9 protein-coding genes are annotated in these 13,642 nt (G+C 56.0%); 5 read left to right on the top strand and 4 right to left on the bottom strand.

Going from position 1 to position 13,642, the window contains the following annotated elements:
• Positions 1–917, bottom strand: a 917-nt coding sequence (locus QVF11_RS25170; RefSeq protein ID WP_287860193.1) for a LysR family transcriptional regulator, incomplete at its 3' end; no start/stop codon positions are given.
• A gap of 124 nt (positions 918–1,041) precedes the next feature.
• Between QVF11_RS25170 and QVF11_RS25175 the strand changes: the two genes are divergently transcribed.
• Entirely contained in the window at positions 1,042–2,853 is a 1,812-nt protein-coding gene (locus QVF11_RS25175; RefSeq protein ID WP_287860196.1) for an adenine deaminase, read from the top strand.
• A gap of 2 nt (positions 2,854–2,855) precedes the next feature.
• A complete protein-coding gene (locus QVF11_RS25180; protein ID WP_112213133.1) occupies positions 2,856–4,199 on the top strand; it encodes an NCS2 family permease in 1,344 nt (447 codons plus the stop codon).
• A 128-nt stretch (positions 4,200–4,327) separates the two neighbouring features.
• On the opposite strand, the gene QVF11_RS25185 is transcribed toward QVF11_RS25180, so the two are convergent.
• Positions 4,328–5,221: a LysR family transcriptional regulator gene (locus QVF11_RS25185; RefSeq protein ID WP_112213132.1), complete on the bottom strand. Its 894-nt coding sequence runs from the start codon at positions 5,219–5,221 to the stop codon at positions 4,328–4,330.
• 168 nt (positions 5,222–5,389) lie between these two features.
• Here QVF11_RS25185 and QVF11_RS25190 point away from each other — a divergent pair, with 168 nt between their 5' ends.
• Positions 5,390–5,704 carry an RcnB family protein gene (locus QVF11_RS25190; protein WP_110277442.1) on the top strand — a complete coding sequence of 105 codons (315 nt, stop codon included), beginning with the start codon at positions 5,390–5,392 and terminating at the stop codon, positions 5,702–5,704.
• Between the two features lie 44 nt (positions 5,705–5,748).
• Here the strand turns inward: QVF11_RS25190 and QVF11_RS25195 are convergent, their stop codons facing one another.
• Both QVF11_RS25195 and apbC read right to left on the bottom strand, forming a co-directional pair.
• Positions 5,749–6,078, bottom strand: coding sequence for a hypothetical protein (locus QVF11_RS25195; RefSeq protein ID WP_142513110.1), 330 nt, complete (start codon positions 6,076–6,078; stop codon positions 5,749–5,751).
• A 382-nt stretch (positions 6,079–6,460) separates the two neighbouring features.
• Positions 6,461–7,570: an iron-sulfur cluster carrier protein ApbC gene (apbC, locus tag QVF11_RS25200; protein WP_110277441.1), complete on the bottom strand. Its 1,110-nt coding sequence runs from the start codon at positions 7,568–7,570 to the stop codon at positions 6,461–6,463.
• Positions 7,571–7,721: 151 nt separating this feature from the next.
• On the opposite strand from apbC, the gene metG reads away from it, so the two are divergent.
• Complete coding sequence (gene metG, locus QVF11_RS25205; protein WP_287860248.1) at positions 7,722–9,755, top strand: methionine--tRNA ligase; 2,034 nt, start codon at positions 7,722–7,724, stop codon at positions 9,753–9,755.
• Positions 9,756–9,893: 138 nt separating this feature from the next.
• Positions 9,894–13,628, top strand: coding sequence for a WGR and DUF4132 domain-containing protein (locus QVF11_RS25210; RefSeq protein WP_287860201.1), 3,735 nt, complete (start codon positions 9,894–9,896; stop codon positions 13,626–13,628).
• Positions 13,629–13,642 lie beyond the last annotated feature (14 nt).

Here is a 13,642-nt window from a genome sequence, read left to right on the forward strand (position 1 = left end):
TTCACTTCCCGCAGTGAACTTAGCAGTAAAGCAAAACATGCTTCAATCAGCGGCGGCAAAGGCTGTGGCCCGCGCAACAGCGCAACGGTACGCGTTAAGGCAGGCTGCTGAAGCTGGGCAATCTTCAAAACAGGATCCTGAAGATGGGTGGTATAAAGCGCAGGCAGAATCGCCACCGCCAGCCGGGAGCGCACCAGACCATAAAGGGTTTCAATATAATCAACCTGATAGCGCGTATTGAGCGTCAGGCGATGACTCTCTGCCAGCGCGCCGACCAGACGCTGAATATTGCCCTTTGAGAACACCGCGATATCTCGCCCGGCCAGTAGCTTCCACGGCACGTGCGGCTGCCCGGCCAGCGGATCGTCACAATGCAGCACGGCAACGAACGGATCTTCGCGCAAAGGATAAACCAGCAGTTCCGGCGGCAAAGAACGATCAATTGCGCCAATGGCAAAATCTATTTTCCCCGACTGCAGCTCGCAAAACAGGGCATCGTTAGTCTGATCGTGAAACTCCACCCTCAGGCGCGGAAAAGCCTGCGCCAGCGTCTGCGGCAGCAGCGGAAACAGCAGCGAGCTCACCGACGGCACCAGGCCAATGCGCACAGTGCCATCGCCGCCGGCCTCGACAATCTGCTGCATATCCTGAAACGCCAACTGCGCCACGCTCAGCACCCGCCGGGCATGGGGCAAAATAGCAGACCCCAACTCGGTCAACGTCACTGACGACGCAGTGCGGTTAACCAGCTTACCGCCTAATACGGCTTCAATTTGCCTCAGCGCGCTGCTTAGCGCCGGTTGGCTGATAGCCAGCCGATTAGCGGTATCGGTGAAATGGCGTAGCTGGGCCAAGGTCACAAAATACTGGAGCTGTTTAAGCGAAAGTGCAGGCAGACGCTGCCAGGGTTCAGTCATAGTATTTTTCGTCAACGGTCATTACGCAGAATAACCCGAGGTTATCGGGCGATAAATTTATTCATCTGGGCAAACGTTTGCTCTGCCCCTAGAGTATCCGCATTATCCTTGTGCCGGAGTTGTTATGTCCAGCAGTGCTGAAACCCGCCGCCGCGCCGTCCAGGCCGCACGCGGCGAATCCCCGTTCGATCTATTACTGACCGACGCACAGATCGTCGACATGGCGAGCGGCGAGATCCGCGAGGCCGATGTCGGCATCGTTGGCGAAATGATCGCCAGCGTGCACCCGCGAGGTAGCCGATCCGATGCCCACGAACGTCGCTCTCTGGCGGGATATTTTTTGTCACCAGGGCTGATGGATACACACGTCCACCTCGAAAGCTCCCACCTGCCGCCCGAGCGTTATGCCGAAATCGTCCTGACCCAGGGCACCACGGCGGTGTTCTGGGATCCGCACGAGCTGGCGAACGTGCTCGGTGTAGAAGGTGTGCGCTATGCCGTCGCCGCCAGCCGCGATCTGCCGCTACAGGTGATGGTCGCCGCGCCCTCCAGCGTGCCGTCCACGCCGGGGCTGGAGATGTCCGGCGCGGATTTTGCCGGTGCGGAAATGGAAACCATGCTGGCGTGGCCGGAAGTGCGCGGCGTCGCCGAAGTCATGGACATGCACGGCGTATTGCACGGCAGCGAGCGGATGCAGGAGATTGTCCAGGCCGGTCTGAACAGCGGCAAGCTGATTGAAGGCCACGCGCGCGGTTTAAGCGGCGCGGACCTCCAGGCTTATCTCGCCGCCGGGGTGACATCCGATCATGAGCTGACTTCTGCTGAAGATGCGCTGGAAAAACTGCGTGCCGGGCTGACCGTAGAAATTCGCGGCTCGCACCCTTACCTGCTGCCAGATATCGTCAAGGCGCTGAAAACGCTACCGCATCTCTCCTCGCAGATCACCGTCTGCACCGACGATGTCCCACCGGATATGCTGCTGGAAAAAGGTGGCATTATCGCCCTGCTCAACCTACTGATTGAGCATGGTCTGGCGGCGACCGACGTATTACGCTTCGCCACCTTAAACGCGGCGATCCGCCTGGAGCGTAATGATCTGGGGCTGATTGCCGCCGGACGTCGCGCCGACCTGGTGGTTTTTGATTCATTAGAAAAGCTCAAAGCGCAGGAAGTCTACGTCGCCGGGAAGCTGATTGCCCACAAAGGGACTCTGCTCCAGCCTGTTTCAGCGGCGGCAGGCGTGACACCACCGCGCAATACGCTTCAGCTTACACCGCTAACTCCTGACGACTTTATTCTCCGCGTTGGCGATATCCATCACGGCGTCGCCCGCCTGCGGCATATTCGCGGCGCGCGTTTTACCCAGTGGGGCGAAGTGGAAGTGCAAGTTCGCGACGGCAAAGTACAAATCCCGGCCGGGTTTAGCCTGATTTGGGTTAAGCATCGTCACGGCCGCCACGAAGCGAAGCCGCAAATTGCGCTGCTGGAAGGCTGGGGTGAGCTGCGCGGCGCGATCGCCACCAGCTATTCGCACGACTCACACAATCTGGTGGTGCTGGGCCGCGATGCCGACGATATGGCGCTGGCGGCAAACCAGCTCGTCGCATCCGGCGGTGGTATGGCGCTGGCGCAGCAGGGCAAAATCCTCGCTCACGTGGCAATGCCGATTGCCGGGATGCTTTCCGATTTACCGGCCCCGGAGCTGGCCCGACAGTTCCGTGAGCTGCGCGATTTAAGCAGCAAAGTTGCCGACTGGGAGCCACCTTACCGCGTGTTTAAGGCTATCGAAGGCACCTGCCTCGCCTGTAACGCCGGTCCGCATTTGACAGATTTAGGTTTGACCGACGGCAGCACCCGCCAGATAGTCGAGCCGCTGATAGACTGCCGGGAAACCCCGGAACACATAAAACACAACAATAAACATCAGGGAGCCTGAGCATGGCCGACAACACCCTTCACCCATCCACGCAGGGAAACTGGCTGGAGCGCCGTTTTGCCCTGTATTCTCGCGGCAGTACGCTGCGCACCGAATGCCTCGCGGGCATTACCGGCTTTCTCGCCGCCGCCTACCTGCTGGTGGTGATCCCCGGCCTGCTGGCGGTTGGCGGGATGGATAAAGGCGCGGCAACCACCGGCACGATTCTGGTATTCGTCGGAGGCACCCTGCTGATGGCGTTTTACGCCAACCTGCCCTTTATCGTTGGGCCGGGCATCGGTGGCTCGGTGCTGGTTGGCGTAACGCTTGCAGGCAGCGAGGGTATTGGCTGGCAGGTCGGCCTCGGCATCGCCTGCTGGTCAGGGATCCTGTTTTTCCTGCTGACAAAATTCGGCCTGCGCGAAGTGGTCACCCGCTCGGTGCCACAATCTATTAAACTCGGGCTAACCGCCTCGATCGGCCTGTTCGTTGCGGTACTGGGCTTTCGTAACGCCGGGCTGGTGCTGGCAAATGCCAAAACCAATGCCCTGATGCTCGGGGATTTCCTTTCACCGGGTGCGCTGGTCGCGCTCTGCGGGCTGTTTCTGGCGATTGCCTTACAGGCGCGAAAGATCCCCGGTTCTATTCTATGGGCCATTCTGGTCGCCACCCTGATCGGTATCCCCATGGGCGTCACCAAACTACCGGGCAGTTTTATCGATATGCCGCATTCGCTGACGCCGGTGCTGGGACAAATTGATATGCTAGGGGCGTTGAATATCGCCTTCCTGCCGTTCCTGTTCGTCTTTTTCGCCTCAGAATTCTTTTCCACGATGGGCACCACGCTGGCGGTGGGCGGCGAAGCGGGCCTGCTGGATGAAGAAGGCAACATGCCGCATATCAATCGCCCGTTTATGGTCGATTCCATCGCGGCGGCTATTGGGCCGTGGCTGGGTATTCCGGCGGCGACCGCGCTGATTGAATCTTCGGCGGCGGCAGAAGCTGGCGGCAAAACCGGGTTAACTGCGCTGTCGGCAGCGGTAATGTTCCTGCTGATGCTGCTGTTTACGCCGGTGGCGTTGATGATCCCGAAAGAAGCCACCGCGCCAGCACTAATTCTGATCGGCCTGAATATGTTCAGCGGCCTGCGCAAAGTGGATTTAGGCAATTTCACCGACGGATTGCCGGTACTGATGATGGTGATGATTACGCTGATTGCCAACAGCTTCGGTACCGGAATTGCAGGTGGGCTGCTGTTTTATGTGGTGATTAAGACTATTGCTGGCAAGTGGCGAGAAATCCCGATTGGCCTGTGGATCCTCGCTATTCCGCTGGTGTACTACTTTGCGACGCTGGTAAAGCATTAAGGTTCATGCCGCTAATTTTCCCGGAGGCGGCGCTTAACGCGCCTGTCCGGGCTACCAAACCCGTAAACCACGCGGATCCGTAGCCCAGCCAAGCGCAGCGCCGCCGGGAATGACACCAACGTTAGAGCCTATACTTTCTCGCACTCAGCTTTAACTGCCTCATACAGTAGCCGCACCGCAGAAGAAAGCTGTTTGCGGTGCGGGCAAATCATATTTAGCGGCACGACATCACCCTGATACTGCGGCAACAGCACCTGTAGCCGCCCTTCACGAATGTCATCGCTCACGTCCAGCGTGGATTTATACGCAATCCCCTCCCCGGCAATCGCCAGGCGGCGAATAACTTCAGCGTCATCACTCACAATCGTACCGGAAACCTGCACATGGTGAACGTCTCCCCCAAAACTAAGCGGCCAGCGATCGAACGGCCTGCCGCGCAGCACGTAGGTCAGCGCATTATGCCGCGTTAAATCATCCAGCGTCTGCGGTTCACCGTGCTCGGCTATCCAACCGGGCGAGGCCACCAGCACTCGCCGGTTCTCAGGAGCAACCGGCAGGGAAATAAACGAAGCATCGTCGTTATCGCCATAGCGAAATGCCACGTCCACCGGGTCTTTAAACACATCGGTCCGATGATCGGAAAACAGGATCCGTAAACTCAGCGCGGGATGGCGCAGGCGAAAAGCGCGAAAGACGCGCAGGAGCAAGTTACGCCCCAGATCGGACGGCACGGCAATTTGTAACGTCCCGCGAATTTCGTCATCGGGAGCCTGGATTTTTTGCAGTCCGGCGTGCAGCGTATCCAGCATCTGCGTGGCATAGGGCAACCAGGTCTCCCCTTCAGGGGTCAGACGCAAACTACGCGTTGAACGGGCAAAAAGACGAATGTTCAGCGTCGTTTCCAGACGCTTGATCGCCGCACTCACCTGCGCGGGCTGCTGCCCGGCCTCTCGCGCTGCCTCGCTAAAGTTGCTTAATGCCGCAGCGCGGACAAACAATGCCAGATCTTCCAGCCTGAACATAGGAGCTCCTGAATCAGGATTATTCTCAAAACCGACGCGATCCGCCGAAAAACGTACAGCATCACTGTTTGCTTACACTTTTAACCAAACCAATACTTGCCATTCCCCTGGCGCTTCAGGAATGATACGAGGCTGCGATTTTGTGTCCAGGATAATAATGAGGAAATTATGCGTAAAACAAAAATGATGCTTCTGGGCGTACTGTTGGCCTGTTCCAGCGGAGCGTGGGCTGCTGGCGGCGCTATACAGAAATATGAGCTGGATGGTGTTACCGCAGACTTCAAACAATTCCACATCGGCGATACCGTACCGCCGCTGTATCTCACGCCAGAATACAACATTAAGCAGTGGCAGCAGCGCAATCTGCCCGCACCGGACGCCGGTACTCACTGGACCTATATGGGTGGGAGCTACGTTCTGATTACCGATACTGAGGGGAAAATCCTCAAAATCTACGATGGCGAGATTTTCTATCATCGTTAAAAACCGAACGCCAGCGCGCGACCTGCCGCTGGCGTTTTTCTTTTCTATTCGTTAAAACGGTTTTGCTTTTGCATAAATTCCTCGACGGCAATATATGAAGCAATTTGCTCATATAACATCAGAATACTTAATATCAGATCGCCGCCGCTTCGCAGTAAATCATCCGGCGCAGTGCGGCTTTGATCACCTGATAAAAAAGTGATTTGTTCAAAAATTTCATTATATTCACCATAAGCACCAATCGGAACCTCAGTTAGCGGGATGTTTTCCTGGCAATAACGCAACGCATCGGCTGCTTTCTCCGGCAAAGAGCGCGTATGCATAAAAATAACCAGCAGTTCTCGTAACTTAACGATTAGAGCAATATTATTCATCATTCACTCCGAAAATGTATTACGGATATTTTATTCCTTACCTCGTTTTTATCTACGCATGACTAATGATGACAACTGCCCGCCAAAAAAAAATTAGATGAGGAAAATAAATTCCTGTAAAAAAAACACCTCATCCTGGCGAATAAAAAATATTTCACTTCTATGTTAATGAAGCTCTCACAATTGCCGGAAGAATACAATGTTAATGATATGTCTTATTGATAAATCTCAACATAGCTGAATGTAAATAAAAATAAACAATAGTTAACATCAATGATATTCATTTGGTGATTAACTTATAAGGTAGAAAAGCGCAGTTATCTGCAGACATAAAAAAAACCGCGCGACGTAAAACGCCGCACGGCTTAGCCTGAAAAGGTGATTACACCGCCCGGAAGGCAATCTCACCGGGGATCACTTCGCCCTGCCAGTACAGCTGCGCCGCGACGCGGTCCGCTAGCTGGCGGTAAGTCTCGGTAAACTCGCTTTCCGGACGCGCGACCACCGTCGGGGTACCTTTATCGAGGTCTTCACGCAGCGTGATATGCAGCGGCAGCTGGCCCAGTAGCTGAGTGTGGTATTTATCCGCCAGCTTTTGCGCGCCACCGGTACCGAAGATAGGTTCGTGGTGCCCACAATTGCTGCAAATATGCATACTCATGTTTTCCACAATACCCAGTACCGGAACTTCCACTTTTTCAAACATCACGATGCCTTTTTTGGCGTCGATGAGCGCAATATCCTGCGGCGTAGTGACCACTACCGCGCCGGTTACCGGAATGTTCTGCGCCAGCGTCAGCTGAATATCGCCGGTGCCCGGTGGCATATCCAGCACCAGATAATCGAGATCCGGCCACAGAGTTTCCTGCAGCATCTGCATCAGCGCTTTGCTGGCCATCGGGCCGCGCCACACCATGGCGTTATCGTCGGTCACCAGGTAACCGATAGAGTTGGTGGCAAGACCGAATTTCATAATCGGCGCCATGTGAGTACCGTCCGGCGAAGTGGGACGCTGGTCTTCCGCGCCGAGCATGGTCGGAATCGACGGGCCGTAAATATCGGCATCGAGAATGCCGACTTTCGCCCCTTCCGCCGCCAGCGCCAGTGCCAGGTTGACCGCCGTAGACGATTTACCCACCCCGCCTTTACCGGAGCTGATGGCGATAATGTTTTTTACGCCATTAATGCCGGGCTGATTTTTTACCCGCTGAAGCGTGGCGATGCTGTGCGTCAGCTTCCAGTCAATGGCTTTAGCGCCGGTAATGCGCAGCAGCTCGGCGCTGCACTGCTCCTTAAGCACCTCAAACGCGCTATGCCACACGAACGGCATCTGAATTTCAATGTGCACGGTTTCATCCAGCCAGGCGACGTGGTGCAGCGCCTTCAGCGTGGTGAGGTTATGTTTCAGGGTTGGGTGCTGGAAATTAGCCAGAGTCCCGGCAACCATCGCACGTAGGCGCTCGGGGGATTTGGCCTGGGATTGCGAACTCATCCCGACTCCTTTGTTATTGTGAGTTGAATCTTGTCCGTTAAGTTTACCTTAAAGGGAATAATTCCCCCACAATAAGCTTTGGGCTTACCAAATTATTGCCTTTGCGGTAACATCGAAAGCCCTTTTTACAATAGAAGATGTAATGCCCACTATGACTCAAGTCGCGAAGAAAATTCTGGTAACGTGCGCGCTGCCGTACGCAAACGGCTCAATCCACCTCGGCCACATGCTGGAGCACATCCAGGCTGATGTCTGGGTCCGTTACCAGCGAATGCGCGGCCACGAAGTCAACTTCATCTGCGCCGACGACGCCCACGGCACTCCGATCATGCTGAAAGCGCAGCAGCTCGGTATTACCCCGGAACAGATGATTGGCGAAATGAGTCAGGAGCATCAGACCGATTTTGCTGGCTTCGACATCAGCTACGATAACTATCACTCTACGCACAGCGACGAAAACCGCGAGCTGTCGGAGCTTATCTACACGCGCCTGAAAGAGAACGGTTTTATTAAAAACCGCACCATCTCTCAGCTCTACGATCCGGAAAAAGGCATGTTCCTGCCGGACCGTTTTGTGAAAGGCACTTGTCCGAAGTGTAAATCACCGGATCAGTATGGCGATAACTGCGAAGTGTGCGGCGCGACCTACAGCCCAACCGAGCTTATCGAGCCGAAATCGGTGGTTTCCGGCGCGACGCCGGTGATGCGCGAGTCCGAGCACTTCTTCTTCGACCTGCCATCGTTCAGCGAAATGCTGCAGGCGTGGACCCGCAGCGGCGCGCTGCAGGAGCAGGTGGCTAACAAGATGCAGGAGTGGTTCGAGTCCGGCCTGCAGCAGTGGGATATTTCCCGCGATGCGCCGTACTTCGGCTTCGAAATCCCGAATGCGCCGGGCAAATATTTTTACGTCTGGCTGGATGCGCCAATTGGCTACATGGGCTCTTTCAAGAACCTGTGTGACAAGCGCGGCGACACCACCAGCTTTGACGAATACTGGAAGAAAGACTCCACCGCCGAGCTGTATCACTTTATCGGCAAAGATATCGTCTACTTCCACAGCCTGTTCTGGCCTGCGATGCTGGAAGGCAGCAACTTCCGTAAGCCGACCAACCTGTTCGTTCACGGTTACGTGACGGTCAACGGTGCGAAGATGTCCAAGTCGCGCGGTACCTTTATTAAGGCCAGCACCTGGCTGAAGCATTTTGACGCCGACAGCCTGCGCTACTACTACACCGCCAAGCTCTCTTCACGCATCGATGATATCGACCTGAACCTGGAAGATTTCGTACAACGCGTTAATGCCGACATCGTCAACAAAGTCGTTAACCTCGCCTCGCGCAACGCCGGTTTTATCAATAAGCGTTTCGACGGCGTGCTGTCCGCTGAGCTGGCTGACCCGGTGCTGTACAAAACCTTCACCGATGCAGCTGCAAGCATTGGCGAAGCATGGGACAGTCGCGAGTTCGGCAAAGCCATCCGCGAAATTATGGTGCTGGCAGACGTCGCAAACCGCTACGTTGATGAGCAGGCTCCGTGGGTTGTCGCTAAACAGGAAGGCCGCGACGCTGACCTGCAGGCCATCTGCACCATGGGTCTGAATATGTTCCGCGTGCTGATGACCTGGCTCAAGCCGGTTCTGCCGGAGCTTTCTGCGCGTGCAGAAGCCTTCCTTAACAGCGAACTGAGCTGGGATGCTATCCAGCAGCCGCTGCTCGCTCATAAGGTTAATACCTTTAAAGCGCTGTACAACCGTATCGAAATGAAACAGGTTGAAGCGCTGGTTGAAGCGTCGAAAGAGGAAGTGAAAGCGCTATCTGCACCGGTTACCGGCCCTCTGGCGGATGACCCGATTCAGGAAACCATCACCTTTGACGATTTCGCCAAAGTGGATATGCGTATCGCGCTGATTGAAAACGCCGAGTTCGTTGACGGTTCTGATAAGCTGCTGCGCCTGACGCTGGATCTCGGCGGCGAGAAACGCAACGTTTTCTCCGGTATTCGCTCTGCCTATCCAGATCCGCAGGCATTGATTGGTCGCCTGACGGTAATGGTCGCCAATCTGGCGCCGCGCAAAATGCGCTTCGGCATCTCGGAAGGCATGGTGATGGCCGCAGGCCCAGGCGGGAAGGATATCTTCCTGTTAAGCCCGGACAGCGGCGCTCAGCCGGGCCAGCAGGTCAAGTAACCCCGCATAAAGCGCTGCTCCGGCAGCGCTTTTTCCAAATAAACTCTGAAATATCCCACCTTACCTCATAGACCCCTTTTTAATCTGGCAATAACTGATAGCATCAACGTAAAACTGGATAAAACAACAGGGACGTCGATGAAAACATTTCTCTATCAGGATGAAAAATCTCACAAATTTTGGGCAGTAGAGCAGCAGGACAACGAGCTGCATCTGAGCTGGGGCAAGGTCGGCACCAACGGTCAGAGTCAGATTAAAACCTTTGCCGATAGCGTCGCGGCCAGCAAAGCCGAGCTGAAGCTGATTAACGAAAAAACTAAAAAAGGCTATGTTGAAGATACCGCCGCTGTGCAACCCACCGTTGCCAGCCAGCCTTCTGAGCCAGCCGCCACGATAGCAGCCCCACAGCCGGAGCACGTTCCCACGCCTGTTGACGTTAGCCGCCCGTGGTTGGCGGACGATGCTGAATTGCCGTTGTCGGATGAACTACTTGCGCAAGCGCTCCCTTCGCGCCTCTTCCCCGGCGAACCGATTGCTGCGCCTGAGGACAGTGAACTGATGAACCTCGGCAAGGAGATCCACAAACAATCTGGTAAAACCGTCACCTTCAATAACGCCAACTGCTCCGCATACTGGCAGCAAGTCATCAATGAAGCTCTCACCGATGGCCAGCTATCACCGGCCGCGCTGGCGGTTCAGGTCGCAGTGGCAACTCGCCGCGGCTGGCGCAGCGGTGACAATCCCGAACTGATGGACGAAATTGTTTACGTCTACGGGCTGGAATATGCCGTTGAGATGTTTATCGCCCTACAGCACATTGAATTTGAATATAATTATCAAACCGTTCAGGTCACCTTTCTCGCAGAACCAGTCTCAGCTCGTGGAGCGGGTATGTTCGACGTTCGCCTGCGTGCGCATCTGGCACTTGCCGATGAACCACTCTGGCAGCGCTGCGTGGACAAACTCATCGCCGCATTGCCGGATATGCCTATCGGCCAACAGCCGCTGGTCGCGTTATTGTTGCCGGAACGCCCGGATATCGCCCACGACATCGCCCGCCGGGTGATGGCGCACAAAAATATCAGAACGGCAGAATGGCTGAAGCTGGTTGCCCGCGACCCGCAGGTCGTCAAAGCGCTGGAGCCTTACCAGGCGGAAAATCTGTTTAACGATTATTACCACGGCAGCGTCTGGAACGCGACGGTGATGCGCGAACAAGGTGTCGCCGGAATCTCCCGCTTTGCGCCCTACGTTCACGATGACCTGTGCGGCGAGCTGATAAGCTACGTTAATCATCCGCAGGCCCTGACGCAGCTGATCCGCGTGAGTGAACAAGGAAAACGCTGCCATGAACGGATGACTCAAGCCTGCACCCGTTTCCCACATGCGGCGCTGGCGGCATTAGCTGAACTGCTGACACAAAAAGAAGAGAAACGCTGGCGCATTATGCTGATGACCCAGTTGAGCGCCCGACCGGAACTGGTTGCGCAGATCGCGCCATGGATCTCTTCGCAGGCCGCAACGCTGCTGGAAACCTGCCAGCAGAAACTCGATCAGCAGACCGACTGCGCCAGTGACGATATGCTACCGCCGGTGCTGGTTTCCCCGCCGTGGGCGGCGAAAAAGAAAAAGTCCCCTATTCCCCAACTGGATTTATCACCACTGGCCTTAGACCCGGTCTGCATGCTGACGGAAGAGGCGGGCAAGCAGCTTCTCGAACAACGTAGCTGGTATGCCCAACAGGTGGAACTAAGCAGAGGAAAAGATGAAAAAAACTACCTGACGCGCTTAGGTAGTTTTCAGCGCTGGAATGGCAATAGTTATGACGACGCCCCCGACTCCGTACTTAGCGCCTGGCAAAGGCAGGATTATCCCGCGCTGATTGCCGAGTTTAAGGCCCACCACGGTTCTTCCTCACGCGAATGGGCGCTCTATATGCTCACCGCGCTGCCCGCAGAACAGGCGCTACAGGCCTGGAATGTACTCAGCAAAGAGCCGCATTCGGGCGCTGAATACGTGATGACGTACCTGCGTCTTGCCGGGCTGCCGGGCTTTATCCATTCTCTCTCACGTTACCCGCAAGAGAACTTATCCGTCGCTATCTGGTTTGCCGCCAGTGAACTGGCCCCAATGGTCGCTCGCGCCTTTAACAAACTTAAAACGGTGCGCGATGCTGCCCGCGAGTGGCTGCTGGCTTATCCGGAGCATGCCATTACCGGCCTGCTGCCCGCTGCCTTTGGTAAATCAGGCGAAGCGCAGGATAGTGCCCGACAGGCGATGCGTCTACTGGTGGACAACGGCCATCAGCCTCTGCTTGAGCAGGTCGCACATCGCTACAATCAGCCGGAGGTGATGGAGGCAGTTAACGCCCTACTCTCACTCGATCCGCTGGATAACCATCCGACCAAAATTCCAGCCCTGCCCGCGTTTTACCAACCCGCATTCTGGACGCGCCCGCAACTGCGTGAAAACGGCCAGGCTCTCCCGAACGCAGCATTAAAATCGCTCGGTGAAATGCTGCGCTTCCCGGTAGAAGAAGGCATTTACCCCGGCTTACAGCAGGTGAAAGATCTCTGCACTGCCGAGTCACTCGCCGCCTTCGCCTGGGATCTGTTCAGCGCCTGGCAAACCGCCGGAGCGCCATCCAAAGAGAGCTGGGCCTTTAGCGCGCTGGGAATTTTCGGCAACGACGACACCGCGCGAGCGTTAACGCCGCTGATCCGCGTCTGGCCGGGTGAATCCCAGCATAAACGCGCCACGGTCGGGCTAGATATTCTCGCCGCGATCGGCACGGATATCGCCCTGATGCAGCTTAACGGCATCGCCCAGAAGCTGAAGTTCAAAGCCTTACAGGAGCGCGCACGGGAAAAAATCGGCGATATCGCCGAGAGTCGTGAACTTACCGTTGCCGAGCTGGAAGACCGCCTCGCTCCGGATCTCGGATTGAACGATGATGGAACGTTAACCCTCGATTTTGGCCCGCGGCGCTTTATTGTTAGCTTTGATGAGGCGCTCAAACCATTCGTGCGCGATGAAAACGGCAGTCGTCTGAAAGACCTGCCAAAACCCAATAAGAGTGATGATGACACGCTGGCAACAGAGTCAGTTAATCGCTACAAAGCGCTGAAAAAAGATGCCCGCACGATTGCCGCCCAACAAATCGCGCGGATGGAATCCGCCATGTGCCAGCGCCGCCGCTGGACGTCGGAGAACTTCCACCTGTTCCTGGTGAGTCATCCGCTGGTACGCCATCTTACCCGTCGTCTGGTATGGGGCGTCTATGGTGCCGACAACAAACTGCAGGCCTGCTTCCGCGTTGCCGAAGACAACAGCTACAGCACCGCCGATGACGATCTCTTTACCCTGCCGGACGGCGAGATCCGCATCGGTATTCCGCACGTACTGGAAATACCTGCGGGAGACGCCGCCGCCTTCGGTCAACTGTTCGCCGATTACGAACTGCTGCCACCGTTCCGTCAGCTCGATCGCAACTGCTACACCCTGACGCCCGCTGAACTGTCTGCCTCAGAGCTGACCCGCTGGGCCGGGCGCAAATGTCCGAGCGGTCGGGTAATGGGGCTGGCGAATAAAGGCTGGCTGCGCGGCGACCCACAGGACGGTGGCTGGATTGGCTGGATGCTCAAACCGCTGGGACAGTGGACGCTGGTGATGGAAATTGACGAAGGCTTCGCCGTGGGCATGTCACCGGACGAACTGAGCGCCGAGCAGCTGTTAAGCAAACTTTGGCTATGGGAAGGCAAAGCGCACCAGTACGGCTGGGGCAACAACGGTCCGCAAACAGCAACGTTTTCCGTACTGGATAGCGTCAGCGCCAGCGAACTGATTAACGACATTGATGCGTTATTTGAATAGAACAAGGAACGTTT

The sequence above is a fragment of the Klebsiella sp. genome (assembly GCF_027492335.1).
GTDB lineage: Bacteria > Pseudomonadota > Gammaproteobacteria > Enterobacterales > Enterobacteriaceae > Klebsiella > Klebsiella huaxiensis.

Coding starts and splice junctions, on each gene's coding strand:
- metG (WP_287860248.1), top strand. CDS start 7,722: ATGACTCAAGTCGCGAAGAAAATTCTGGTAACGTGCGCGCTGCCGTAC.
- QVF11_RS25210 (WP_287860201.1), top strand. CDS start 9,894: ATGAAAACATTTCTCTATCAGGATGAAAAATCTCACAAATTTTGGGCA.
- apbC (WP_110277441.1), bottom strand. CDS start 7,570: ATGAGTTCGCAATCCCAGGCCAAATCCCCCGAGCGCCTACGTGCGATG.
- QVF11_RS25190 (WP_110277442.1), top strand. CDS start 5,390: ATGCGTAAAACAAAAATGATGCTTCTGGGCGTACTGTTGGCCTGTTCC.
- QVF11_RS25185 (WP_112213132.1), bottom strand. CDS start 5,221: ATGTTCAGGCTGGAAGATCTGGCATTGTTTGTCCGCGCTGCGGCATTA.
- QVF11_RS25175 (WP_287860196.1), top strand. CDS start 1,042: ATGTCCAGCAGTGCTGAAACCCGCCGCCGCGCCGTCCAGGCCGCACGC.
- QVF11_RS25195 (WP_142513110.1), bottom strand. CDS start 6,078: ATGAATAATATTGCTCTAATCGTTAAGTTACGAGAACTGCTGGTTATT.
- QVF11_RS25180 (WP_112213133.1), top strand. CDS start 2,856: ATGGCCGACAACACCCTTCACCCATCCACGCAGGGAAACTGGCTGGAG.